Here is a 25,905-nt window from a genome sequence, read left to right on the forward strand (position 1 = left end):
TATTGTTGGTTTTTCTTTTTTTAGCCTTAAAGTTTGATATCATGAAAATATACTTTTTCATGGATAGAAAATGAAGCCACCTCGCAATCACGACAGCCTAAAAATCCTTATTGTAGATGACTCTGAATTCAACCGTAAAAACATGGTAGAGATTCTGACCTATGAAGGCTTCAACGTTATCGGACAAGCAGCTTCAGCAGAAGACGCTATCCAGATCGCCCATTCAGCTAAACCAAATCTAATTTTCATTGATATCGTTATGCCTGAGATCTCGGGCCTTGAACTAACAAAACACTTACAAGAAAAAGGTTCTGGAGAAAAATTCATCATTATGATGTCATCTCTCAATATTGAAAGTATTGTTATTGAATCAATCTCTAACGGGGCGACTGACTTCCTTCAGAAGCCTTTCGAAAGAGAAGACCTGATCAAGGCCGTTGAAAAAGTTGAACGCCTGGTTGAGAAGAAGGACTAATATGTTTATCATCCGTTTTGCTTTTTATTTCACTTTAAGTTTTGCTATCCTCTGCATTCCAATTGGGGGCGGTCGCCAGCTATTTGATAAGTTATTTTCAATGGTCACTCCTTACGCTCGTGAAGCGGTAAAGACGACGAAGCAAAAAATCACAACAACTAAGCGCTATTCAAAGAAGCTTTATTCGAACTCAACTCCAGCGGTTGAAGAAGATGAAGTGAAGTCTAAAATGTCATCGGTTTCAAGAAAGAAGAAAGTCACTAAGAAGAGCAACAAAGAGCCGGAAGAGACTTATACTGATGAAGAGCAAGAACGATTAAGAAAAGTTTTATCAGAAGAATAGATACAACGATTAGATATAAAAAAGCCCGCTATTCAGCGGGCCCCTTTATTCATAAATAATTTATAATTTTCTATTTGCTTAATGTTTTGACTGCGTCTTTCTTATCTTCAGTCATCGGTGCGTCTACCACTTTCGCATCTCTCTTATTAGATTGACTTGAATAGATACATTCACCTTTTTTATCTTCACCAACCTCTGCTGACATTGCTCTTAATGAAAAGAAAAGTAGCGCTGAGATAACTAAAGCTTTCATAAATTCCCCTTGATTGTCGTTTAAGGCTTTCTTGACTAGGTAGTTGCACTAATGGTGCCAAATAAGGCCTATGTCCTTTTAACGATTTAAGATGAATGCAGCTGGGAAATTTGTCTAAAGTTTAGTCGCCACTGGAATTTTTATACATATCTTGGGGCTAAAATAAGAAAACCTCGCATTCGCGAGGTTTCCTCAAAGTTCTATAAAGGAGTCTGTTTTAGTCGGTTACTTGCTCATAGTCTTAGTTTCTTCTTTCTTAATTTCTGTTCCTGGTACGTCTACTACTTTTGCGTCTCTTTTATTTGATTGGCTTGAGTAGATACATTCACCTTTTTTGTCTTCTCCGATTTCAGCTGAAAAAGCGTTAAGTGAAACTATAGTTAAAGATAAAATAATAAGTGCTTTCATAAAAATCCCCTGTTTGTTTTGTTGAATGGGTAGTTGCAGACAACGTGCCAAGAAATAGTTTTATGAATATCCAGAAGTTAGCAATTCTCATTGGGGAAAGTGACTAAACTTTAAACAGCAGTGAGTGAAATATATACAATATTCATACATCTTATTGCATGAATTCTAGAGGCATGGGTGGAGCTTTAGAGGGGTTTAAAGGATAAGAGGATAACTTATGAGCGCTTCTATAGTGAAAGCGTCTTAAAGGTCTTTAGAGTCTTTATAGAAGAATGATTGATTGAGAATAAAAAGACCGCCCAGAGACTAGGCGGTCTTTATTGAAAATCGAATTATTCTCGAAGGAAGAGGTAAAAAATTATCTAGTACCCGTAGCTTTACCTTCTGATCCAGCAGCTGTACCTGATTGCGTACCTTTGCCCATCATTGAATCACTTACTTCTAAGCAATTCGTAGCTCCTGCACTTTCTTGAACCATACATTTTTTACTATCACTGTTGAATACGAATTTTAATCCGTCTGACTTAGATAGACCTTCACAAGAATCTTTTGTTGTACAGTCTTTAGCTGAATCCACACTACATGCTGCGAACGCTGAAGCTGATAACACTGTAGACATAATGATCGTTAATAAAAGTTTCATATTCTCTCTCCCTTCGATTTTTGGCCCTAATGACCTGATTACATATTTAAGTTAACACCAGCTGGCTTAACGATGCTTAACAGTGACTGGAATGCTTGTGTCACTTGTAGCGCCATTTTTGCTCCGGCCTTAGATTCTACTTTCTTGATTTCACCGTAGTTGTCGTAAGCTACGTTGATGATCCCTACGTTTTCCATTTCAATTTCAACTGGTTTCCCAAGTGAGTTGTATTTGAACGATAGAGTTCTTCTTGTTTTAGCATCGTCTTTTTCCTGGTCGATCATCTTAGTTATCTTTCCAGCACGGTCGTAGATTAAAAGAACTGACTTCCCTGCGCTGTTTACTGCTTTAGCAAGGTTACCGATCTTATCGTATTGGAACGTAGTCCATCCGTCGTTGTTTACAACTTTCGTGATCTTGTTGATTTTGTCATCGTAAGCAAGTTCTACGTATTCACCACGAGTAGAAGTCTTCTTAGTTAACAATCCTTTCGCATTGTATTCGAAAGTTGTTACGTCTTTCCCTCTAGTAATTTTTAGAGGAAGAGAACAACACTCAGAGTAGATCGTTTCAGTCTTAATTCCTTCAACGTCAGTCGCGATTCTGTATGTGTACTGTTGTCCATCTGGTTTCGTTTTAATTTCGTATTCGTAACGGCTAGCAGACTCTGCCCCTTCTACCGGCTTTTTCGTTACTGTTGTCCAGTAATGGAAGTCTGGGTTTTTTGGGTTGTTTTCATACTTGTACTTAGTCGACTCTCCAGATCTTTCGATTACATCTGTAGCAAACGAGTTTTTATCGTACTTAACTTGCATCTTAGTTGAATCAATATAAGTGATCGATGTTAAGTTGTGGTTACCATCGTATTCGTACTTATAAGTGTTACCAGCTACATCGTTAGATTGAGAAAGGTTTCCTTTCGTATCGTAAGCGTAGTTAGCTTTTTTATCACCAGCGTATGAAGCCCCTTTGATTTTTCCATCAGGGTACCATTCAAGAAGGATTTGTTTTGCTTGAGTGTCTTTGATCGCGAATAGTTGGTTTCCTTTGTATTCGAAAAGAACGCTGTATCCGTTTTTATCAGAGATCTTTGTAAGCTTCCCTTCATTGTCAAAAAAGTCTGTTTTCCCATCTGAGTTTACACGCTTATAACCGTCTTTTTGCTTCTCCATTGTCTGGATACCACGGTCGTTCGAGTATAAAAGTGTTCCATCAGCAAGTTTTGTTTCTACGTTATATTTCTTAGAATAAAACTGGCGAAGTTCAGCATCGTTATTCAATCTTTTCATTAGAGATTGAACAGCAACGTCACTCATTGGCTCTTTCTTTTTCATAGCATCGACGATCTTTTTAGATGCGCCTTCTACGTTGATTGCTTCTTTCGGAACGAAACGAGTTTGAGCTCCCGATCCGTTTTCCATAACAACAACTGATCCGTCTGCTGAAACCATTAGCTTAGTTTCATAGAGAGATCCCCACCCAAAACCGAACCAACCATTGTCAGTAGATTTCGAGTTATAAGTTCTCGTTACTTCCAGGTCATGATCCCCACCCGGTACGATAATATCTGTATACGTGATATAAAAGTTTCCGTTTTTTAAATTCACTCCACCAAATGCCATCATAGGCAAAAGTGACAGAGCGATCAGTGATTTCTTTAAGTTCATACAACCAAGTCCTTGTTATGAAAAAATACAGTTAATAGTTCGGTATAAAAGACCATTCCCTTTAGATTTTAATTTTTACTATCTTCATTATAACGTAAATACCTGCTATATCGAACAAAACTGCCGCAAAAAGCATCACCAATCCGATAGGAGTTGTGAATAGCGGAGTTATTGAGTTGGGATCTTGCAGGAAATAAACGATACCGAGCAAGTATGGCATCGCCCCGATAGTCATCCCTTGAAACATCCCTTGCGCAGTAAATGTGTCAACTTTCTGTTGCAGTCTTACTCGCTCACGAATTACATCTACAATTGTATCGAATGTCTCAGCTAAATTACCTCCGGTTTCACGAAGAATATTAACAGCTGATACGAACATATCATTATCTTCCAATGGAACTCGTTTTGCTAAATTTTCAAAACACTCTTCCAATGGCATACCAATTCTATTTTGTTGAAGAAGAATATTAAACTCTTGAGAAATTGGAGCTGGCATTTCTTCAACAATCATTCCTATCGCTTGAGGTACAGACAAACCGGCACGAACTCCGTTGGATAATAACTGAAGTGCATCTACCATTTGCAGAGAGTAGGCCTTAATTCTTCTTTCAACTAAAAAATCGACAATCCATCTGGGTGCTTTAAAACCAATGAAGGCCATAATAAAACCGAGAATGGCACCGACGATCCAACTTCCAAAAAAACCGATGACCAACAAGAAGAAAAAACCTAATCCGACTGAAGATCCCAGAAGCAAATAAGTTAATCTATCTTGTGGAATTTCGATAAAAAGAAATTCTAGTTTTTCAGTTATGTAAGTTCTTGTTCCGTAAGTTTGATGTTCAACCCATTCAAAGATATTGATTGAGTATCTGTAACTCAGAAAGAAAACCATCATGCCCACTACAAAAATGAGTCCATTACGGCCAACCATATCTAAGAAAAGGCTCATGTCTCTCCTACTACTTCTTCACTGGTGGTTTTACTCCACCTGCAGGCGCACTTCCACCTGGTGATGCTGGTCTTGGTGCTGCTGGCGCTGCTGCTGCCGGAGCAGAACTTGCTGGTGCAGGAGTTGGTGCTCCAGGAGGTCTATTGCTAAAAATTCCGCGAGGAACGTTGTAACCTTTTCTCTCAAGCACTTCGATAAACTTTGGAATGAAACCAGTTGCCTGGAACTCACCTAAAATCTTTCCGCCTTTATCAATTTCTTTTTGTACGAATAAGAAAATATCCTGAAGGATAACCGTGTCTCCTTGAAGACCACCGATTTCTGTAATGTACATAACTCTTCTCGACCCATCATCAAGACGAGACTGCTGAATAATCATGTGTACTGCACTCGCAATCATTTCTTTAATCGCGCGAGCTGAAATTGATGTTCCTGCATACTGAACTAAAGTTTCAAGACGACCAATACACTCGCGTGGATTGTTAGAGTGGACAGTAGTCATTGAACCATCATGTCCAGTTCCCATCGCTTGTAACATATCCAGAGTTTCACCACCACGACACTCACCGACGACAATTCTATCAGGACGCATACGTAGTGTTTGCTTAACAAGACATCTAATATCAATTGCTCCATCACCTTCAAGAGATGGTGGACGTGTTTCAAGTCTTACAATGTGTTCTTGAGGGAAGTTCAATTCCGCCGAGTCTTCACATGTGATGATACGTTCGTTTGATTGGATGAATCCACCAAGCACATTGATCAGTGTCGTCTTCCCGGAACCAGTACCACCAGAAACAATAATATTTCGGTGAGCTTCAACGGCAATACGAAGGAAGTCGGCCATACTTTCAGTCATCGATCCATACTTAACAAGATCTTTGTATGTCAGACGTTTGTCAGGGAATTTACGAATAGTAATCGTACATCCATCAATTGATGATGGAGGAATAATCGCGTGCACACGAGACCCATCTTTTAAGCGGGCATCAACATAAGGTGTTTTTTCATCGATACGACGACCAATAGGTGCAACGATACGTTCAATAACGTTTAAAACCTGACGGTCATTGGTAAAAGTCACTTCTGAAAGTTTAATTTTACCACTTTGTTCATAATAAATTTTATAAGGCCCTACGACCATAACCTCGGAAATCGTTTTGTCTCTTAACAAATCTTCTAGTGGCCCAAGCCCTAAAGCTTCATCAAGGATTTCTTTTACGATTTGATTCATATCTTCACGAGTTGCTAAGATACTTTTTGTATCTTCTTTACCCAGAAGTTCTACGACGATTTTTTTCGTCTGCTCTTTTAAGATAATGACGGCCTTAGGATCGTTGTCGTCAGATTTTTTCAAATCCATTTCTTCAACAAGTGCTCTGTGGATACGCGACTTAAGTTCTGTCCATGGGCTCTTCCCACCTTTAACAGGTCCTCCGCCTTCAGCTCCAGCCACACCGCCCGCTCCGCCCTCAACTTTCTTTTGTCCGACATCACTTGGCTTATTAAGTTTTTCAAGCGCTCTTAAAATACTTTTTTCATTCAGGCGTCTAACTGTGTCGACAACACCTTTAGCAAATGCCGAATTTCTCGCCACAAGCATAACCGGCTTTTTCTGGTTAAGAGCAAGTGTACAAGTCTGATCATCACGAGGGATCACACTAAAAGCTGGTTTCCCCAGAGTTTTTGCAATAACGTCATTGGTAACCGGGTGGCCTTGTTGGGCCTGATTGATTACAAATTGGATCATGTCTTTTGGAAACATCATCGTGACAAGATCAGAGTAAAGTCTCTTCGTCTGATTTAAAGCAAGAATGTCTGGAGTTACAATGACAAAAATTAAAGTCGAAAATTCCAATGCCTTAATTGCCAGTGGAGTTAATTCGTTACCGGCATCAATAATGGTGATGGGGTAAATATTTGTCACCGCTTTAAGAGTTCTTCCTAAAGCTTCAACTTCGATTCCATCGGATGCCGTCTGATCATTAGGCATCCCGATATAATAAACGTTTTGGTTCATGTTAACGAACTGCTGAATTGAATTCGGGTCAATCGCCCCTTTAAATTCAGCAAGCTCTTTTATATTTTTCTTCCCTTTCATCCCGGTGATAAAATCCTGATCACCACTGGCCTTCTGGTCGAAATCTAAAAGTAGCGTTTTGACTTTTCCTTCAATCGCATAAGCAAAGGCTAAGTTAGCCGCTACCTGCGACTTACCAAGTCCTCCTTTACCACCAATGATTGAAATTATATGTCCGGCCACTATCTGCTCCTTTTTCTAAACTTTCTTTCTATATCCTGGGCCCCCGTTGCAGCTGACTCGATGATTTCAGGAGTCACGAACATAACGAACTGAGAACGGTTGGTAGAATATTTTTTTGATTTTAAAAACGAAAATAACGGTGAACCATTTTCAATGGTTTCTGATGTCGGTGGATCGCGGTCAAAGTCTGTCGTGAACTTGTTTGAAACAACTCCCCCGATCACTGCTGACTCAAGCGACTTCACAACGATTTGTGTGTTAATCGTGTTATCCAATTCAATTGGTGTTGTACTTCCATCAGTTGCTTTAACTGAAATAAGAATTTTTAAATTGATCTTCTCATCTTGCATCATCGTCGGAGTGATCTTCATATCAAAACCAGCTTTAGCAGCTCCGGTTTTTAAGTTCTCTCCCGTTCCAAGAGCGTAGTTGATAGTTGTCGATTTATTGATCGATCCTTCAATCCCTTCTCTTACTATGATGACACCCGATTGAATAACTCGTGCGTGCCCAGCACTCTTGGCCGAGTTAAGTTTGGGAAATAAATTTGAAATCGTTGCGGCCAGGGTTCCCTGAGATGAAGTTGATAATCCTCCACCTTGTTTTCCTACCTGAATTTCTCCACCACCTTGTCCAATTGTTGGAGTCCAGCTAAAACCAAACGTTCTGTCATACGCTTTTGTTAATTCAACAAACTGTGCTGTTAGTTTAAATAACTTTGTCGGCGGTTCTGGTTTTGGTTTCGTATTAACCGTCAGAAGATTTTCATACGGCTGCTTTCTTGTTGATTGAACAGCGTCCGTTCTTCTTGCAAGGTTTTGAATCTGATCCGGTAAATAAGCTTTTGCAACCTGCTCTGCTTTTGCACTTTCTTGTTCAGAGTTAACAACCCCTTCAATCCAGAAGCTGCCGTTGACAACTCTTACAGTGACATCTTTTAAGTTACTCTTTTGCATTTCTTCCTGCATCTTTCTGGCAATGACCAGCTGAGTTTGCGGAGAAAGTTCAACTAGGCGTAAAACTTCTGGGTATTTATCCAGGATAACAACAACCTTACCAATGTCGGCCGGAACAACAATGTGTCCACCAACATAAACGGCGTCACCCTTAATACCAATTTCTAATCCTTCAACATCACCTAAAAGTTCTTTTAACTGAACAACTACTCTCGACTGATCTGAAGCGATAACTTTTAGTAAATATCTAACTTTAATATCTCCCGCAAGGTCGCGGACAGTAAGAGTTGTATCTCCTGCCTTAATCCCTGTTAGAAGAATTTGTTTTTTCTGTGGAACAAGCTGATAAGAAACTAAATTCTCATTGGCAATTTTTATAATTGAGTTCGGAACGAAATCAAGTGTAATGATTTTTTCAAGACCAACGATTACATCAACTTCTTTCAGTGTTTCGTTAGCATCATCCTGGGCCATAACATTATGGACTTGGAAGGTTAATAGAAAGAAGATTGCTAAAATTTTATTGAGCATTTTTAGTCTCTTTAATATATTTCTCAGAGAAGAAGCTCTTCGCTTCCGAAGCATCATCCCCAAGTACGTCATAAATTTGAGTCGCTCTTAAACGAACCGGCTCTTTATCTGAATTGTTTCTTAAAGAAAGTGAAACGGCCCCGTTTGAATAGGCCTGTATGAAAGCAAGTTTCTGAACGTCATACGGATCTAATTCGAGCGTGATTGTATTGTATGTCGTGTACGTATTTAAGTTCATCGTACGAATAACTTTCGGTGTCTCAACTCCATACATAGGAATTGAATTCGTCATACTCATACCTGTTGATAAAACTAAAACGTCCTGAAGGAATGTTCTGGTTTTTTGTAAATCACGACGGGCCCCTTGAGAGATATCAATCGCTGCAAGAACGTCAACACGGTCACCCGGTTTAATCAAACGCCCTACTGCATCTTTTTCAGTAATGTTAATGGCAACGGCACGTTTACCAACTGAAACCTGTCTTGATAAACCAGTTTTAATTCCCGGATACGTCACACGCGGTTTTGTGATCTGCTCCCCTTTAATAATTGGAACAGTTGCAATTGTGTTTTCTAATTCTTTAATTGTTTTGAAATGCCCTGGAGAAAGAAAGTTTGCTGGAACAGTTTTAACTTCAACTTTTGAATCGTCGATCAAATCTAATTCTTGAATATCGTTTTTTGCTACAACGACAGAACTTTGAATACCATATTCTTTGATCATCGCATTCTTTTGATCTTCGATATATGTGTAGACCATCATCATTGCAAGTCCTGCAATCACTAAGGCCAGAGTCAGTGCGCGTGTATTCATTTGACAACCTCTTTAAATAACTAGCCTTTTTAGTTTATCAAATTTTAGAATTTTAATATGTTAGGGGAAGAATTTGCTGGCCGGTTTAGTTGGAAGCACCCAAGCTGCAATTACCTGGATCAGACTGTCTTGAAGGATCAATCCAATGTTTTAAATCGCCAGTGACTGGCACAGAGTAAACGGGACCACACACTCCATAATACGTAAACACTCGGATATAACGGCTCATTCCTTCGTCTTCACGCTCTTTTGAATCACATTCTTCGGTTGAGTTATTTTTTAGTAACGAAGAAAATTTAAAACAAGGAGCAAACGCAGTTGTTCCGGCCGCATTTCCTTTTTCTCTCCACCCTAAAGCTGAGAAACCTACCCTGGTTACATTAAATCTTCCAAATTCTGCAAGCTCGAGTGGATTGTTCAAGTAAGAGTTCCCCATAATTAAACTGTAGAAATACCCTCTCACCGATTTTTGCTGATTAATCGATGCACTGATCGCATCCCCGGTTGTCGAATAAATCGTATAAAGAAAAATTAAAAAGGGAATGAAGATGATTAACTCAAACAACGCTTGTCCACTTTGATTTTTTAATGGTTTAAATGTTTTCTTATCCACCATTATCTTCCAGTGTGACGTGTACATCACATTTACTTAAACCTAAGCTCATAATCGCCTGACAAACCTGCGATCTGCTTTCTGAACGAGTCGGCTCTCTTCCTAAAAAAGATTCTGAAATAAAATGAATGGATTCTTTTCCACCAATAAATCCCATTGAAAATCTTTGAGTGAATTCAATCCATACTCCAACGAATGCATGAAATTTTGTTTTTCCAGGATCTGGATTGTTTTCTTTAAGTGAACCCGTTTCAACACCTTTTACTAATCCTTCCGGTAGGTATTTAGTAAAAACCTGGCGCGCCTTCTCGATTGCTTTTGAGTCACCTTCTTCGAGAGATCTTCTATCTTCATCACTTACCAGATAAGCACGAGAGGCCATAAAAGTGGCATGATGAACCATGAATCCATCAGTGTAGTTCAAAGCCATTTTTAAAAAGAGAAAAATAAAACCAACGGCAACCGTAAAAGTCATAATGAACTCTATCGTCGACTGGCCTTTATTTTTTTTAAGATTATTCCCCATACGGCTCTAGTCCAGAGAAAAAATGACTTTGTCCGGTTTTGGCATTGAAGTAAGTGTCGTGACGATTGGATTGATATTGAAAACTCATCGCCTGATCGTGATCGACATTCGCGTCCATTTCACGGCCATAACGGTATGAGTACTCCATTCTCTTTCTCAGATTGGCAAAAAGACCAACATCACCTTTGATAAAATTTTTAAATGCGCGGTTGTTATAGAACGAATAACCAATAGAAGTTATCACCACTAAAAGCAGAATGTATTCTACGACGGACTGACCTTTTTTATTTCTTAAAAGGACAGGATTTTGTAATTTTGCCATCCAAACCACATCCATGCGATGAAGATTACCGGTGCATAGGTAAATTTCTTTCCAAAAATTTTTTTAATCCCAGCAATGTCTCTCATTTTAAAGTGAATTATAATTATATCAAGGTTCTTTAATATATTAAAAAGTAGAAGCGTACTTCCTACTAAAATCGTTGCGTATAGAAGGTAGGTAAAAACCGTTTCCTGCATATTGAGTGGAACTAAAATATAGAGTGAAGAAAGATATTTGGAATCTCCTCCTCCCATTATATGGGCCATATAAAGTGCAAAGCCCACGAGCAAAAATGCCAGCGGAAAAACGAAAGCTTCAAACGACCAGATGTAGACCGTAGGAAAGACGATTGTCAGCAGACAAAAGAATAAAAAGTTAATCAACATCCACATGTTGGCAATTTTCTGCGTTTTGAAATCAATGTAGGCGACAAATAGCAGCTGGATGGAAATAAAAACGTAGACGACTATTGGAAACATTATTTCGCCTCGTTTTCGTAGCCGGTATAAAAACAAAGTTTCCTGCAAACACCTACAGTGAATTGTTCTGTTAACTCGAAACCAATATTACCGACGGAACTCATCATAGTTTTTCCCAACCCTCTAACCAGAGAGATCGAAATAAACGTCATGAAGGAAAATAATAAAAGGTATTCAATGAGCGCCTGACCGGAGACGTTCACTTTGTTTTTTAATTTCATTATTACTAGGATTGAAGATAGGTGAAAAAGAGACAACTAGAGGCAAACAATGCCGATGATTGTGATGATTTTAGATTAATGAGGGAATCGCTGGCGGTTAATTTTATCAGAGATCAGATAAAGTTAGTTACCAGCGTCGATTCCTTCAACCATTGTGTCGGCCTTATCAAAAACTTTCGCTGTTAGTGCATCTAACTTAGCACCAGCTGTGTTTTTGAATTTAAAAACGATCATGGCAACAACCGCAACGAGTAAGATATACTCTGTCGACGTCTGCCCACTTTCGTCTCTCCAATATGCCATAAGCTTCTTCATAAACTCTCCTGAATTCGAAATACTCACAAGAGACTTCTCGGTCACAACTCTTCAAATCTTTAGTTCTCTACCCTTATATTTTACCATTAAACTCAACTTTTCGACGCAACTTCCCAGAGTTGCAGCTTTTTTTAAACTAAGTATCTGAAACTATTTATTAGGTAAAAACTTTCCTAGAGAGTTAAATACTGGAGGTGTATACTAAAAGTGGGTCTAGGAGTTGGCATTAAGTTGGTTCCTCTATAAAGATATATTCGGGAGCGGTCCCTGGTCACGGTGAGCAAGCTCATACACAACCCTCGGGTTTTGTCAGTGAGAAGCCTAAAGAGACTACTAACTGCAGCCACCTATTTAAAAATGGGCGGAACCTCGACAATAGTCCACCTCTTGGGCCCTTTATTTTAAGAAAGTAATGAACAAACAAGTCGCGAAGTTCGCTCAATCCCTTACCATTTTCCTTATTTTTATCGCTTCGATTTATCGCAGTGGAAAAATCGTTGAGACTGATGTCTATTGGCAAACACGCGCGGGCCTTGATTGGTTAAGCGATAAAACTTTTATCAAAAACGATTTATGGTCTTATGTTCCCAATGGAGAATGGATTCCCAATTCATGGGGATGGAATCTTATCCTCGCCTACGCTTACAAACTCTCACCTGATTATGGTCTTTTTGCATTGGGGTTTGTTGTTACCATTTCATTTCTTGCACTCTTAGTTGTGGGAGCAAGAAGACTGACTTCCAGCTGGAACTCAATTAATCACGTTCTCGCATTCGTGCTGATGTTTGCGATCCCTATTCTTTCCATCAGGCCTGCTCTCATAAGCGCTTATGGAATGTTGATCATGCTTTTATCAACTCATGCATTCTTAAAAAGTTTTCAAACAAGACCCATCATCATGAGTTTTGTTTTTTTAATCTTCAATGTCTTGATGATTAACCTGCATCTGGCATGGCCGATCTTTTTAGGTGCTGCTTTTATTGGATGGAGTGGATTGTTACTCAGTTATCTTCCATATAAAAAGGCGTTATCCACAATTCTCCCATTGGGAATTGCGGCCGTGATTGGAATTTTAATTAATCCACTAAAACATCATTTGTTTTCACATATGCTGATGACTTTTGCGAGCTCGACTGAATTAATTTATGAATGGAAGCCAATGTGGAACGAACCACTTTACCTTTTTGGATTGATTCTCGTCTTTGCTCAAATCCGTCCTGCAAAAAAATTCAAACGAATCAGACCGTGGGCCTTTTGTTCGATGGCCTTAGCTGTAATGGGAATTTTTGCTATCAGGTATATGCCATGGGCACTTCTCTTTTCATTACCGGCCTGGAGTTTTTGGATTCGAAGCTTTCAGGTTAAAAAAGATAAGTTCCTGTCTATCGCTGCGATTGGTTTAGCGACTGCTCTTATTTTTATTTCTTATGAGGCCATTACCCTACACGGAAGACCAAGTTTTATTGATGACATCAAGGCCCTTCCGGCCGACTGTCATTTAATTGCAACTCCACAAACTTCGGGTGCCGTTGTTTTATTTAGACCGGATGTAAAAATCTTCGTAGATAGTCGCAATGAATATTGGGGTAAAGGCCGCTACAAATTGGTTAATGAATTTATGAGACATCCTAACGATGATCTCTTAACAGCGATTGAACCGACATGCGTGATGGCCGAAAAAAACTCTCCCGTTGCTAATTACTTTAGGTATCGCCCTGGTTGGGAAATCAAAAATTCAGGCACACCTTCATTGGAAGTGTGGTCATCCGCTGCGGCGCCTCAGTATTAGTCGAACCTTAAAATTCTTGACAGTAAGTCGCTCAGCACCGATCATTTTTATATGATCGAAAATAATCAAACATACCAGCCACTTAATTACTCATGGATTGAAAATCTAGCGATGGATGAAATCAACATGGATGAGTCTGGGATTGTTAACATCAGCGGACATTTGAATCCTGCTCTTTTATTAGAAGAGTCTTCAATTGCGCTTATGAATGATATCAGAGATCGCTTCGAAGCTTACATGACGAAATTCAATGAGTACCGTGGTCGCAATCAATCGAGTGCGGCGATTAAGCTTTTTAAAATTTCGAACACTGTTAATGACTTCATGTTATTTAGAAATTCACTACGCTTAATTTTCGCAAGAAAAGCTAACGATGTTATCTCTATTGGTTTCTTAGCTAATGGAAAAGATATCTACGGCGCTCGTCTTTCATTCAACGATCAATTCGGATCAACAACGATTCACGAAATCAGAGCACACATGGGACCTTTTAATAAGATCACATGGCGCTTTAATAATGAAGTTGTAGATTTAGATGCGATGGTTCGCCATTACTTAACTGAGTTCATTGTTAACTCGGCTAGATAAAAGACAATCCTTCACTTTTGTTAACGACACCCTTAGCAGGATTTCTATTCCCGTTAAGACGCTTCAACGTAAATTCCAGAGACTCTCTGATAGTCGGCATTTTAATTTTTAAAAGCCCTTCCATGTTTAAGACATCAAGCTTGTAATGAAGATGTTCGTCTACTCTTTCCACCGATGTACTCTTTAATATTGGAAGATGCCACTTACCTTTATTGATCAGCCCATTGGACTCATGAAACACTTCTGCATATGTGCGAGCGAATTCATAATACGTCATCGTGTCTTGTGATGAGAAATGCACCAGACGATTAGAGATGTTTTTATCAATACACATCTTTAAAACCATTCCTAAGTAATATACATCTACAAATCCCTGATGAACGAAGTCATCATAAGCGGCATTTTTATTATTTTTAAGATTTCTTTGAAGCAATTCAAACCATGAATCTCTAAGTGGAGATACACCTCTTCCGTAAAGCTTACTCGATCTGATAATCAAATAGTTTAAGGAAGACTTTTGCAGATAAAACTCTGAAGAGGCCTGAGACTTACCGTAATGAGTGATCATATCGGCATTGTCCATTTCATTATAATTTTTATTGGCGCCTGAAAAAACAAATTGCGAAGAGAAGTACACAACACGAGAGCCATATCTAGGAGCGATTTCGGCCACGTTAAAGAGGCCTGCTGAGTTCAAGGCATCAGATGCATTCGGCATGTCTGCACAGTCTTTTAATGACGTTAAACCAACACAATATAAAACGATGTCAGGCTTAAAAGCATAAAGAACTAACTGCACTTCATCTTTATTTAAAACGTCACATGGTAAGGCAAGGATACCAGGAAGCTGTTGATTTTTTTTATGGTAAGTTCCGACTACGCGGTAATCTTTTTTGAAGAACTCAGCAAGATTGGATCCCAAAAAGGAATTTATCCCGATGATCAAAATGGTTTTTCGTTTATCCTGAGCACTATTTAAATCAAACATTGGTAATTCCTCTTCATTAATTATAAACGAAATAAAAAAAAGTTGCTCCATTCGGAGCAACTTTTTAAGAATTAGTTATTGAGTAGTTTTAAAGCAGTATTCGGAGACTGATTTGCTTGCGATAGAACCGAAATACCTGCCTGAAGAAGAATATTATTCTTAGTCATGTCAGCTGTTTCAGAAGCTACATCGACATCTCTTATTCTTGAGTTGGCAGCTGATAAGTTTTCATCGCTGATCTCAAGGTTATTTTGAGTCGACTGCAATCTGTTCTGAAGGGCACCAAAGTTCGCTCTCGTTCCGTTGATGTGCACTAAAGCATCATCAAGTTTCATAAGCGCGTTTTGAGCTCCTTCTTTCGTCGCCACCCCATCAATCTCCAGGCCAAGTGCCTTAAGGGAAGCGTCCGCTCTTGAACCGTCATATTGTAGACGATCAAGAATTGGGTCATTTTTAGTTCCTACCTGGAATTCAAGTTTTCCGCCTGTACCATCGAGAAGTTTAATTCCGTTAAATTCTGTAGACTTTGAAATTCTATCAATCTCTTCTTTGAGACTTTGAAATTCAATATCTGAGAATCCCCTCTCTGTAGTACCCACTGTATCGGAAGCTGCTTGGACTGAAAGTTCTCTAAGTCTGATGATGATATTAGAGATCTCACTCATTCCACCTTCTGCCGTTTGTAACAGTGACACAGCATCGCCAGCATTTCTTTTGGCCTGTCTCATTCCACGTATCTGAGCTTTTAAATTTTCACTTATAGCTAAACCTGCTGCATCGTCGCCTGCTTTAGTGATACGTTCACCTGATGATAACTTTCTCAAGTTGTCATTAAGGTTTCTCGTATTGATCCCTAAAGATCTCTGAGCTGATAACGAAGGCACGTTTGTATTTATTCTTAATCCCATTTTTAATCTCCTGTCACGCTAAGCCTCCCTGCTAATACTCCGAACATCTTGTTCAGAAAAATTTATTATTTATGTTTTAATTTAAGTAACGAGTAACAACTTTCTAAAATCAAACCTTAAAAACTACTCAAAAGTTTAATTCCCTTATCTATTCTTTAAAGCTCTCCAACCAAACTTGCAGGCCAGGTTGGAGCTCATCGATCATTATCTCTGAGAAGCAGCTTGAATTAGAGCTAATGCTGAGTTTGTACTTGAGTTCGCTTGTGAAAGCACACTTGTACCTGCTTGCATTAAAATGTTCTGTTTAGTTAATTCTGCAGTTTCTGCAGCAACGTCTGTGTCTCTTACACGAGAGTTTGCAGAAGCTAAGTTTTCAATACTTGTTTGAATATTGTTAACTGTTGACTGCAATCTGTTTTGAAGAGCACCAAAGTCCGCTCTAATCCCTGATACTGAAATGATCGCTTGATCGATTGAAGTAAGAGAGTTCTGAGCTGAAATTTTGTCAGAGACAGAAGCAAGGTTCAAACCAAGTGCCGCCACATTAACGTCTGCTGATGAAGCATCGAACGTTAATCTGTCAGAGATAGGATCGTTTCTTGTTCCGATTTGAATATCAAACACAGCACCAGTTCCGTTAAGTAATGGAACGCGGTTAAATTCTGTTGAGTTTGCGATACGGTCAACTTCCGAAGTTAACTGTTCAAATTCCACGTTAAGGAATTTTCTTTCTGTAGATCCGATAGTATCAGAAGCAGCTTGTACTCCTAGTTCTCTTAATCTGATAAGGATGTTAGAAACTTCTCCTAACGCCCCTTCCGCGATCTGAACTAGAGAGATACCATCTTCAGCATTTCTTTCTGCTTGTCCCAGACCTTTAATCTGAGCTTTTAAATTTTCTGAGATTGCGAGACCGGCAGCATCGTCACCAGCTCTGTTGATTCTTTGCCCTGAAGAAAGTTTCTCCAAAGACTTGTTCATTGAAATTCTAGTTGAACCTAGATTCCTTTGTGCGTTTAAAGACGCCACGTTCGTGTTAATTCGAAGTCCCATATATCCTCCATGATTTCTGGTCTGATAAAACATCATGTCTTATCTGTGAGGGTTCCCTCACGGCTTCATGTCTTACTTATCGAACGCTTTCAAAATAACTTTAGGAAAAAGTGACTATTATTTGTACATTTTTTTACGCATAACCACATGTAATCATTCAAAAAGTGGTAGTTGATAAAAGTGGTTGCACAAAAATAGTGAAAGAAAATTGGTCATTTCTTGGGTCAAATGTCGTTAAAATAGTCAGATGAATAAAAATTCTTTCACTTTAACGACTTTATCTGAGAATCCTGAGTATTTTGAGGAAGTGATAACTCTTATTGAGAAGGAATTTCATTACAACTCTCCTCTCTCATATGCAAAAGACTTTGCTCTGCTGATGGATCCACTTAATTTTGATAATTGTTATCTCTATGTAGATCAAGCAACAAATAAAGTTGTGTCTCACTTAGCAGTTTGTCCTCGTTTGATGATAAAAAGCAATTACACAATAAGCGTTGCGCTCATTGGAGGAATTGCTACTGCAGTAGATTTTAGAGGAAGAGATTTATTTAAAAATTTAATGAATCACGCACTAGCAATTCATGTACAGAAATGTGGATTGTTTATTCTATGGAGTGAGATCACTGGACTCTATGAAAAATTTTCTTTTCATCTGTCTGGTGGATTAATTGAAACTGGCCCTGCAGTATTTTCTAACAACGATCGCCCAATGGGATTTACGAAATCTACATTTAGGGATCTCTCACCAAAAGACTTCGAGAACATTCAAAAGATCTATAGAGACTTCAATCAAAAATACTTCTTCACTGTGGTTCGCGAAGAAAAAGAATGGTCGATCATTAGAGAGATGGATTCTATTGATCTCTATATAAAGAAAAATGAGACAGGAACTATCGAGCAGTACTTCTGTGTGAATAAAGGCCGCGACCTGACTAACATCATTCACGAAGTAGGATGCCTTCCTGACCAGTACCTGCAGATGATGAAGAGTTTACAGAAGTACAGGACATGGTTGCCTGAAAGTGAGCTTTCTCTTTCCTCTAATAAAGATATTTTCTTCACAGCATTCATGAGGCTTGGGAATTTTAATATTTTAAAAGAGTTTTTAAAGTCTGTGAGTGAAGGCCAGCTTGAGTTGTATGAAATGACAGGAGATCTTATCTGTTTCCGCTTTGGCACTATCGAGCACCAAAGCAGTCACAAAGATTTTTTACAGTATTTATTCGGGCCACGCCCATTGAAAGAATTTGAAAGTCTTGTGCTGTCCCCTTACATTCCAGGGACAGACAGTATCTAGAATTCGTTTTTCTTAACTACGGCAGGCTTAAAGATCGAGTTGATATACCTTGCCGAGATTTCATACGGAAAGTTTTGATTCTTTATATTGTGCATTTCCGCAATCGTCTCTGGACTAAGTCGTGACAGATCTGATTTTTCCATAAAGTTATAATCTATGGCCCCTGCTTCCTTCTTTAAAAATAAGAAAGACTCATCCGCGACTCTATAAGGGAAGATCGTCTTGAATCCTGCATAGTAAAATGTACTGGCCACAACGCTATTATTTAAGACGTGCATTTCATTAAAGACAGTCGTCACCATAAGGCGCGCGCGCATGTTATTTTTAAGTTCATTTTCTTTATCAAAGAAAGGAGCATCTAAAATAACAAATCCATTCGGGTTAAGTGCTTTATAAACATATTTATAAAACTCAACGCTATACAGTCTCGCCAGGTCATATGAGTTTGGATAAGGGAAATCGATAAAAATGGCGTCGTATTTATCATTTGTATTTCTTAGATAATAAAATCCATCGTTCACCTGAGTCTTAACTTTGGGGTTATCAACTGAATGGTTGTTAAGCTTAGCAAATCTTCCTCGTGCTAAATCCAGCATCTTTTCATCCAGCTCGATAAAGTCGATTGACTCAATTTCGTCATACTTTAAAAGCTCACGTAATAAAAGACCATCTCCTCCACCAAGAAGTAAAACCTTCTTAGGGATTTTCTCATTCATCGCAATGGAAGCATGAGCAAAGGCCTGATGATAAAAGAACTCTGTCGCGGTATTAAATTGAAAGTTCGTATCAAGAGTTAAGATAGTTGCATCTTTATACTCCCCATTTTCAACAGTCGGGTAAGTAAAGATATCCAGGTATTGGTATAAAGACTTTGATCTTTCAATATCCGGAAGGCGCTCAATCTTTTTATATAGATCTTCCACGTCTTTGTTATTTTGTGAAAGAATCTTTGGCATGTAGTAAAAGACTTTTAAATAAGTCTGAGTAATAGCGCGCTCATTGAAGCCGATTAAGAGCCCAAACACTAAAACGCAAACAGATGAAATGAAGTAGCGCTTTTTGTTGACCTTCATGTATCTCACGATGAAATACACACAGACCGCAAGGTTGAGCATGGCCACGACAACTGAGGTTTTAATAACATCTAATTTAGGAAGTAATAAATAAGCAAAGAAGGTTGTTCCAACCAGAGTTCCTATATAGTTAATACCAAAAATCTGGTATTCATTATCAGTCTCTTCACCTAAGCGGTCTTCCGCGATTCGAACCATGAGAGGGATCTCGAACCCTGAAAATAATCCGATTAAAAAAGTTAAAAGTTGAACCATTCCAAAGAAGACAAATTTTAAGGCAAAAAGATTTTGCAGATACACAGCAGAACGGAAATCCCCTGTGTAGTAAAACAAGTTATCCATGTACTTGTAACTTCCATGAAGAAAGTAAACATAGACAACCGAGCACACTCCCAAAAAAGACAGTGCAATTTCTATATTGATAATGCTCTTATAGATATCTCTTAGTTTATCTGACCAGTAAGCACCTAACCCCAGACCACCGATATAGATACCGATTGTCAGAGACTGCCACCAGATATAATTTCCTGTAACGATCGCTAGAGTATTTGCCAATAAAAGCTCGTACACAATACTACAAAACGCCAGGACAATTGTGACAACGAGGATTTCTAGTTTTATAAGATTCTTTTTACTTGTCATACTTGACCACCAAAATAAAACTTTTGAATAATGCCTTCGTTTACGGCCCCGGAATTCACAATCAACAGCGTCCAGATCACCAACATGATCGCAATCATGATTTTATACTTATTGTTTTTGATCTTCAGTTTTGTCATTACAAATAAGGCCACGAGAATATTGACGGCCGAAACCACGTATCCAATCGTGAACAAGTGAAGCTCCGGAAGAATGAAAATGGGAAACAAGATGGCCCCAATCAGTGTCCCGAAATAATCGTAAGCTAAAACGAAACTTGCTTTTTTCTTATCAAAGCGCTTCCCCATATCAATTAATAATGGAAGCTCCAGACCAGACAGAAAACCTATCGCAATAATCAGCAAGTGATTTAAAGTAAAAAGCGGGCCTTGAATCCAATTAGAAAAAAATGAAATGCCCGTCGATGTCGCAATTTTATTGAAAGAGTAATCAAAGACTAGCGCCATAATGGGAGCAACTCCCCCGATGATGGATAACAGTAATTCAATCTTAACGAACTCTTCAAGAATATCTCGTTTGATAAATTTCTTATAAAGAAGAGCACCAAACCCCATGGCCGCAATATAAAGACCGATAGTCGTATTATATCTAAGTGCCGTGTTCCCCATTGTCGTTGATAAGGCCTGAGCAAGCAGCAATTCATAAAGAATACTGCAACAAGCAGTCATCACCGTTACAAGGTAGATGATATGCAGATGCTTAGAGTGAACCGGAGTTCCAATCGCTCCACGAGCAAGAAATTTTTGATCGACTTTTTCAAAAGGAACAACAGATGAAATCTCATGAACGATTTTCTTTAAATCTGTTTCCATATTACAAACATAAATATCTAAAGAGATGAAGCGGTTTTCAGGGTATGTGTGCAAAGTAAAATGCGACTCAGAAAGAATAAAGACAATCGTCTCCCCTTGCGGAGTAAACTTGTGCTCGATACGATTGACGACTGTCAGGTTCTTTTCAATAACCTGCTTAATGTGATCCACATCAGCGTCAGTTAAATCCTTTTCCAGCACAGCATCGAATAATAAATGTTGAGACCTCGTATCCATGAGTTTCCCTATTTTTTTCTTTGTAAAATGATGTCACCAATTGGTGAGACTTTTACAAAATAACAAATCGCTAATGTGATAAAGACATAAATATAAATTTCTACGATAGAAGCACCCAGTGTTCTGCCTGTTAAACTTCCAATCATAATGCTGATTGGTGCGATCAGTTTTACAAACAAGATACGGTGAAGGGCAAAAATCATTAATGAATACATACCCACCCAATTAATAAGTGGCACATTCAATTTAATATTTTTTCTTTCCATCCATAAAAAAGCTGAAATAAGTATCGCCTGAATACCAATGATATAAGCTGTTCCAGAGAATGTTCGTGCCAGGTCGTGTTCTGTACTGAAAAAATCATCCAGTGGAACCACAAAAGTATCCCCAATCACCACATAGATTAAAACCAGTAGTGCTCCTAACCCTGCGAAGAGAAAATCTTTTTTGTGTTTATAAAGTGGCATATGATAATGCACGTACCCCATAATAAACCCCAGGCATCCAGAGAGAACGAAGTATTCAAAACGAGCATCGTATTCAAATCCAGGATGAATACGATTTTGAATCACTTCTTCAAAAAAATCTGAAAGGTATTCAACAGGAATCACAAAACGAAGCATGGCCAGCAATGTGAAAACGAGAACACCTCTGATTCCGATATATTTATAAATAACTGAGATGAGTCCAAGAATCACCATCCACAACATGATTGGATAGAATGAAATGGCCTGACCTGTATTGGGTGCCACGATAAAGTTTTCTAAAACAAAGTATAAAAAGATCAATCCAAAAATTTTGAACTTACCAAGCATTTCAATGCCGAATGTGACCTGGTCTTTTTTAGCGAGATTAAACGCGGCCATAGTCAGATAGATCTGACTTACCCATGGTGTGAAAACAATCGCTAATAAGTGATTAAAGAAGTCTGAAGAGACCTGTTTCCCTATCATCGGAAAATGAACAGCGTAAGTCGATGTCAGTGCCATCGTATCGCGGAAATAATCCACGTACCACATGTTAATGTAGTACGTGAAATGTTGATCTAATGCGAGGATGATAAATAGGCCACGTAAGAAATCTAAGTTAACTAGTCTCGAGCGTGTTTCATCATTATTGTTTATCTTCAATGACATCCTTGTCTTTTTTCTTCGACAACACCTTATCGTAGTTTCTGATATAAGCATTGGTTACTTTTTCAAAAAGTGACTGTCCTTCATTGGACTGGTACTTATCTTTTTTCGCCTGGTTTCTTGCTTCAATAGCATCGGCCAGTCTCTTCTCATCTTCATTTGTTGCGGCCGTCGCTGCCCCTGCACCGCTAGCAGATTCCACTCCACTTCCCGATGATGATCCCGAACTAGATCTTGATCCACTTCCAAAAAGTGCACCTGTTCCAGAACCATATGCTCCACCAGCATCTTGTTTATTTAACGATGCATCTTTTGCAGCTTTATCACTTAATGCATTTGCAGACCCTGTTCCACTCGATGATGATGACGAACCAAGACCTGAGCTGCTAAACACTGAACCTGATTTATTCGCAAACTTCGAACTGAAGCTTTTTGAAACCGCGGCCATCTTAGTAGTACGCTCTTTATCTCCACTTGCTGCCATCGCCTTATTGTAAGTATCAAGTTCTTTTAACTGCACTTTTCTTGAAGTTCTTAAATTCCCAATCGCTTTTAAGAAGCTTGTTTGTTCTGTAGTAAAATTAGCGCTCGAAGCTCCAGCTAATTTTGATTGATCAGCAACAAAAGTAGAATTCAGTGTACTAAGTTGTGAGTCTAGGCCTTTATTATCCAACATCATGTTCATAGTAAGTAAGCTTTCAAGCTCTTTTTCAGCTTTAGAAATCTCTTTAGATAGTAGTGACGCTTTCAGAGCATCTTGTTGGTTAATTGGCTTCTCAGCATATAACTTAAGAGTCGCGATCAAATCCTTTAAATGTAATTGGCTTAAAGTAGATAAACCAATCGCCGTTTTACCTGTGCTCGTAGAGATTTTTCCCGATACTTCTTTTGCCATGTAACTTAGGTAAGTCTGAAGCCCTACTGTCGGGTAACTGATCTCACCAGGATTAGATTTTTTCGGCCATAAGAAATGGTATTCGTAAGCGTAGTTTGCAAAAGATTCAAGGTTAGCTGTTTCCGTTGGTTTTAAAAATCCTTCAGCAATCGCAAACTTTTTTGCAGCTTCTTTAATAAGCTTAATTTTATCCGGGTTCATAAAATATGTACTTTCTAAGTTAGGCCCTAGAGCTGGAACATATCTTCCCACTAAAGTTGCATCGACAAACACTTCTGAAAGATAACTTTCAGCAACGAAAGATCCTCCACCTTTTTTACCACCACCACCTGATGCTCCTGGATTTTTAGAAATCATGGCAGCTTTAGCGGCCTTGAATGCCTCTTCCATTTTATCAGCGTAGACTGGTTGATTTTTTAGGATAGCTTCTTTCGAAACACCATATGGAACCCATGGGTCAACGATGTAACGTGACTCTAAGTTCTCATTAACAACGACGAATGATTTTAAACAAGCATTTGATGAAGTGTGGATTCCACAAACATCGTTATATGGCTGAACAAGTGTACGAGTGTACTCTGTACATGTTTGTTTCTTCCCACAGCTATAACTTCTTGGAGCAACATGAAAGTCTGTGATCTCTGGTCTCTGTGTAATCCATGCTCCTTTTAGTGAAGCAATCATCCACAATCCACCGGCCCCTGTCGCAGCTGAAGCTGTAATAATACCTGCTGCTGCCCAAGCTGAAAGAATTGATGTAGTTGCAAATCCACCTAAGATGGCAATGATACCTGCGGCAAGTAGAGCACCGACAAGACCACCAAGGGCCGCCACACTACTACTTCCTTTTCCTTTAATATTAAATTTAAACAAGTCGAAGTTTTCTGTTTTAGCAGTCGACCACTTGGCATCACTACGTGCCCAATTTGAAACGGCAAGCATGTCTCCATATGTAGTGCTGTTATCAACAGTTAACTCCATATAGAAAGATGTCAGGTTTTGAGTCCAGGCATAGATTAATCTTTTTGCTTTTACACCTGAAGCATCGCCATTTAATTCATCATAGTTTGTTGTAGGATCTTTGTATTTTGCGTACTCATCACATTGCTCAGAAAAGAATTTCTTTTTAGATGTATCTTCAATTTTGTCATAACCAATAACGTCCAGACACATACATGTCAGTTTCTTATTGTAGTAATCAACTTTTTTATTTGTTTCAGCACGAACTAGTTTATGAGCGATACCAATTTTCTTTAAACGAGAGTAGATTGACGAATCCTGCTTTCCACTTTCAGTCCAGTAGTCTGTATCCGCATCTCCCGTAATAACAAAGTCAAAACCCAGCATGGCCACTTCATAATCAAAAGTCCCATCACTCATCAACGTATTATAAAAATCGTCTCTAAAGTGCATATCACATGTCTTGAAATCTGATCTCTTCTCAAATTTCATAGTCGCTTTTTCAAGGTTCATGTCAACTGTTGCACTAGTTGAAGATTTTGCCTGAAAATTTTCATACTTCGTTTTATTGTTTTTAATCTCGTCTTTTAAATTAACATTGTCATTAAGAGCTCCAGTATTAATAAATTTATCAGCTACTGCCTCTTCAACTGTCGCCGCAGTTGTTGGCACAGCAACGTCTTGTGCTTCTGCATTTGAAATAAGAGCATTCGTTAAAACATAAAAGAATTTCTTAATCGGAGCATAACGAACTTGAGGAATAACCGATGGTGGAACGTCAGGAACACACATCCCTTTATCATTTTGATATAAACCTTCGCAGCACTTCTGCCCTCTTTGTGGTTTTTCTCCATTAGAAACACAGTCTTTACAGATGAAGTTGTCTTTACAAATTCCGGCCGAACAAGAGTTCGAAGCACAGTCACTATTTTTCTTACAAACAGATCCTCTTGCAAAACTCTCCCCGATTCCAGATGTCATTGAGTTATATGGTAGACATGCTCCGTTTCCACACACTGGATTGGCCATACAGCTCTCACCAAGAGCTAGTGGTCTAAAACAACGAAAGACGTCTTCACAAATTTTATTTTTACTTCCAGGAGTTGCTTCAACACATTCATTAGATGCACATTCAGAACTCTCAGCACATGTTGCTCCGGCCTTTTTTAATTTACCAATAGCTTCCTGAACTGGATCCGGTGCACATTTAAATCCATCTTCACAAGACCAGTTATTACAGATGGCCCCTTCTTTAACTTTCGCTAATTCTTTTGAATTAATTGCATCTAGTTCTTTATTAATGAAATTATAAAAAGCATCTTCTGCTTTATCTGAAGTGATGCTTGAATCTTTAGAAAGAGTTTCGTAGTTCTGTTTAATTTTGATGAGTTCTTCGCGCGTGAATTTTTCTTGTCTTAAATACTCTTCTAGTTCAGCGTAAAGGCCTGGTTTAATAATTTGCAGATCAACACGGCCTTTGTTTTCAACCTTATGTTCAGCGATCTCTTGCTTTACATCATCTAAAAATCTTTTTTTATCGGCCTCTGAAAATCGATCTTTTGCAAAAGCGATGTTCAAAACCAGCGTGAATAAAATTAAGCTTTTTAGCATAAGTACCTCTTGATCAATATTTGTAACTATATTTTAAGGGCTTATGGGATCAGGGTAAACAACATCCATGTTTTACCTACCTAAGGGCGTGAAAGTCTTAATGCCTGATGGAATTCG

Annotated in this window: 26 protein-coding genes; 5 read left to right on the plus strand and 21 right to left on the minus strand. The window is 38.7% G+C overall.

The window, feature by feature from the left end:
- Positions 1 to 70: 70 nt before the first annotated feature.
- Complete coding sequence (locus SHI21_RS00195; RefSeq protein WP_323574035.1) at positions 71 to 475, plus strand: response regulator; 405 nt, start codon at positions 71 to 73, stop codon at positions 473 to 475.
- A 1-nt stretch (position 476) separates the two neighbouring features.
- Positions 477 to 818 (plus strand): hypothetical protein, encoded by a 342-nt coding sequence (locus tag SHI21_RS00200; RefSeq protein WP_323574037.1) that lies wholly within the window; start codon positions 477 to 479, stop codon positions 816 to 818.
- Positions 819 to 888: 70 nt separating this feature from the next.
- On the opposite strand, the gene SHI21_RS00205 is transcribed toward SHI21_RS00200, so the two are convergent.
- The 14 genes from SHI21_RS00205 to SHI21_RS00270 all read right to left on the minus strand — a co-directional run bounded on the left by SHI21_RS00205 (position 889) and on the right by SHI21_RS00270 (position 11,781).
- The gene (locus SHI21_RS00205) at positions 889 to 1,071 is read right to left on the minus strand and encodes a hypothetical protein (RefSeq protein ID WP_323574039.1); all 183 of its coding nucleotides are present in this window, start codon (positions 1,069 to 1,071) and stop codon (positions 889 to 891) included.
- 225 nt (positions 1,072 to 1,296) lie between these two features.
- The gene (locus tag SHI21_RS00210; protein ID WP_323574041.1) at positions 1,297 to 1,479 is read right to left on the minus strand and encodes a hypothetical protein; all 183 of its coding nucleotides are present in this window, start codon (positions 1,477 to 1,479) and stop codon (positions 1,297 to 1,299) included.
- Between the two features lie 358 nt (positions 1,480 to 1,837).
- A complete protein-coding gene (locus SHI21_RS00215; protein ID WP_323574042.1) occupies positions 1,838 to 2,122 on the minus strand; it encodes a hypothetical protein in 285 nt (94 codons plus the stop codon).
- Positions 2,123 to 2,160: 38 nt separating this feature from the next.
- Positions 2,161 to 3,789, minus strand: a complete 1,629-nt coding sequence (locus SHI21_RS00220) for a DUF6531 domain-containing protein (protein ID WP_323574044.1) — start codon at positions 3,787 to 3,789, stop codon at positions 2,161 to 2,163.
- A gap of 61 nt (positions 3,790 to 3,850) precedes the next feature.
- Complete coding sequence (locus SHI21_RS00225; protein WP_323574045.1) at positions 3,851 to 4,741, minus strand: type II secretion system F family protein; 891 nt, start codon at positions 4,739 to 4,741, stop codon at positions 3,851 to 3,853.
- A gap of 10 nt (positions 4,742 to 4,751) precedes the next feature.
- On the minus strand, positions 4,752 to 7,004 hold the full coding sequence (locus tag SHI21_RS00230; RefSeq protein WP_323574047.1) for an ATPase, T2SS/T4P/T4SS family: 2,253 nt from the start codon (positions 7,002 to 7,004) through the stop codon (positions 4,752 to 4,754).
- Positions 7,004 to 8,491: a pilus assembly protein N-terminal domain-containing protein gene (locus SHI21_RS00235; protein ID WP_323574049.1), complete on the minus strand. Its 1,488-nt coding sequence runs from the start codon at positions 8,489 to 8,491 to the stop codon at positions 7,004 to 7,006. Before SHI21_RS00235 ends, SHI21_RS00230 begins: the two co-directional genes overlap by 1 nt.
- Positions 8,481 to 9,305, minus strand: a complete 825-nt coding sequence (gene cpaB, locus SHI21_RS00240) for a Flp pilus assembly protein CpaB (RefSeq protein ID WP_323574050.1) — start codon at positions 9,303 to 9,305, stop codon at positions 8,481 to 8,483. The genes SHI21_RS00235 and cpaB overlap by 11 nt, the downstream gene beginning before the upstream one ends.
- A gap of 85 nt (positions 9,306 to 9,390) precedes the next feature.
- Positions 9,391 to 9,921, minus strand: coding sequence for a hypothetical protein (locus SHI21_RS00245; protein WP_323574051.1), 531 nt, complete (start codon positions 9,919 to 9,921; stop codon positions 9,391 to 9,393).
- On the minus strand, positions 9,911 to 10,444 hold the full coding sequence (locus tag SHI21_RS00250; protein WP_323574052.1) for a hypothetical protein: 534 nt from the start codon (positions 10,442 to 10,444) through the stop codon (positions 9,911 to 9,913). The genes SHI21_RS00245 and SHI21_RS00250 overlap by 11 nt, the downstream gene beginning before the upstream one ends.
- Positions 10,434 to 10,766: a hypothetical protein gene (locus tag SHI21_RS00255; protein WP_323574053.1), complete on the minus strand. Its 333-nt coding sequence runs from the start codon at positions 10,764 to 10,766 to the stop codon at positions 10,434 to 10,436. The genes SHI21_RS00250 and SHI21_RS00255 overlap by 11 nt, the downstream gene beginning before the upstream one ends.
- Positions 10,736 to 11,245 carry a prepilin peptidase gene (locus tag SHI21_RS00260; protein ID WP_323574054.1) on the minus strand — a complete coding sequence of 170 codons (510 nt, stop codon included), beginning with the start codon at positions 11,243 to 11,245 and terminating at the stop codon, positions 10,736 to 10,738. Before SHI21_RS00260 ends, SHI21_RS00255 begins: the two co-directional genes overlap by 31 nt.
- Positions 11,245 to 11,466 (minus strand): hypothetical protein, encoded by a 222-nt coding sequence (locus tag SHI21_RS00265; RefSeq protein WP_323574055.1) that lies wholly within the window; start codon positions 11,464 to 11,466, stop codon positions 11,245 to 11,247. Before SHI21_RS00265 ends, SHI21_RS00260 begins: the two co-directional genes overlap by 1 nt.
- Before the next feature lie 123 nt (positions 11,467 to 11,589).
- Positions 11,590 to 11,781, minus strand: a complete 192-nt coding sequence (locus SHI21_RS00270; RefSeq protein ID WP_323574056.1) for a Flp family type IVb pilin — start codon at positions 11,779 to 11,781, stop codon at positions 11,590 to 11,592.
- A gap of 412 nt (positions 11,782 to 12,193) precedes the next feature.
- Here SHI21_RS00270 and SHI21_RS00275 point away from each other — a divergent pair, with 412 nt between their 5' ends.
- The gene (locus SHI21_RS00275; protein WP_323574057.1) at positions 12,194 to 13,570 is read left to right on the plus strand and encodes a hypothetical protein; all 1,377 of its coding nucleotides are present in this window, start codon (positions 12,194 to 12,196) and stop codon (positions 13,568 to 13,570) included.
- A 51-nt stretch (positions 13,571 to 13,621) separates the two neighbouring features.
- On the plus strand, positions 13,622 to 14,158 hold the full coding sequence (locus SHI21_RS00280; RefSeq protein WP_323574058.1) for a hypothetical protein: 537 nt from the start codon (positions 13,622 to 13,624) through the stop codon (positions 14,156 to 14,158).
- Here SHI21_RS00280 and SHI21_RS00285 read toward each other — a convergent pair.
- From SHI21_RS00285 to SHI21_RS00295, 3 genes are all read right to left on the minus strand, one after another.
- A complete protein-coding gene (locus SHI21_RS00285) occupies positions 14,151 to 15,146 on the minus strand; it encodes an SDR family oxidoreductase (protein WP_323574059.1) in 996 nt (331 codons plus the stop codon). The genes SHI21_RS00280 and SHI21_RS00285 overlap by 8 nt on opposite strands.
- Positions 15,147 to 15,217: 71 nt before the next feature.
- Positions 15,218 to 16,054, minus strand: a complete 837-nt coding sequence (locus SHI21_RS00290; protein WP_323574060.1) for a flagellin N-terminal helical domain-containing protein — start codon at positions 16,052 to 16,054, stop codon at positions 15,218 to 15,220.
- Positions 16,055 to 16,258: 204 nt separating this feature from the next.
- Positions 16,259 to 17,107 (minus strand): flagellin N-terminal helical domain-containing protein, encoded by an 849-nt coding sequence (locus SHI21_RS00295; RefSeq protein WP_323574061.1) that lies wholly within the window; start codon positions 17,105 to 17,107, stop codon positions 16,259 to 16,261.
- A gap of 247 nt (positions 17,108 to 17,354) precedes the next feature.
- Here SHI21_RS00295 and SHI21_RS00300 point away from each other — a divergent pair, with 247 nt between their 5' ends.
- A complete protein-coding gene (locus tag SHI21_RS00300; RefSeq protein WP_323574062.1) occupies positions 17,355 to 18,407 on the plus strand; it encodes a GNAT family N-acetyltransferase in 1,053 nt (350 codons plus the stop codon).
- On the opposite strand, the gene SHI21_RS00305 is transcribed toward SHI21_RS00300, so the two are convergent.
- The 4 genes from SHI21_RS00305 to SHI21_RS00320 are packed head-to-tail and all read right to left on the minus strand — an operon-like array spanning position 18,404 to position 25,788.
- Positions 18,404 to 20,122, minus strand: a complete 1,719-nt coding sequence (locus SHI21_RS00305; protein WP_323574063.1) for a spermidine synthase — start codon at positions 20,120 to 20,122, stop codon at positions 18,404 to 18,406. The two genes, SHI21_RS00300 and SHI21_RS00305, sit on opposite strands and share 4 nt — an antisense overlap.
- On the minus strand, positions 20,119 to 21,189 hold the full coding sequence (locus SHI21_RS00310) for an S-adenosylmethionine decarboxylase (protein ID WP_323574064.1): 1,071 nt from the start codon (positions 21,187 to 21,189) through the stop codon (positions 20,119 to 20,121). Before SHI21_RS00310 ends, SHI21_RS00305 begins: the two co-directional genes overlap by 4 nt.
- Positions 21,190 to 21,197: 8 nt before the next feature.
- Positions 21,198 to 22,319, minus strand: coding sequence for a hypothetical protein (locus tag SHI21_RS00315; protein ID WP_323574065.1), 1,122 nt, complete (start codon positions 22,317 to 22,319; stop codon positions 21,198 to 21,200).
- Positions 22,303 to 25,788, minus strand: a complete 3,486-nt coding sequence (locus SHI21_RS00320; RefSeq protein ID WP_323574066.1) for a phage holin family protein — start codon at positions 25,786 to 25,788, stop codon at positions 22,303 to 22,305. Before SHI21_RS00320 ends, SHI21_RS00315 begins: the two co-directional genes overlap by 17 nt.
- Positions 25,789 to 25,905 lie beyond the last annotated feature (117 nt).

Origin of the sequence: Bacteriovorax sp. PP10, from assembly GCF_035013165.1 — a bacterium.
GTDB classification, from domain to species: Bacteria; Bdellovibrionota; Bacteriovoracia; order Bacteriovoracales; family Bacteriovoracaceae; genus Bacteriovorax; species Bacteriovorax antarcticus.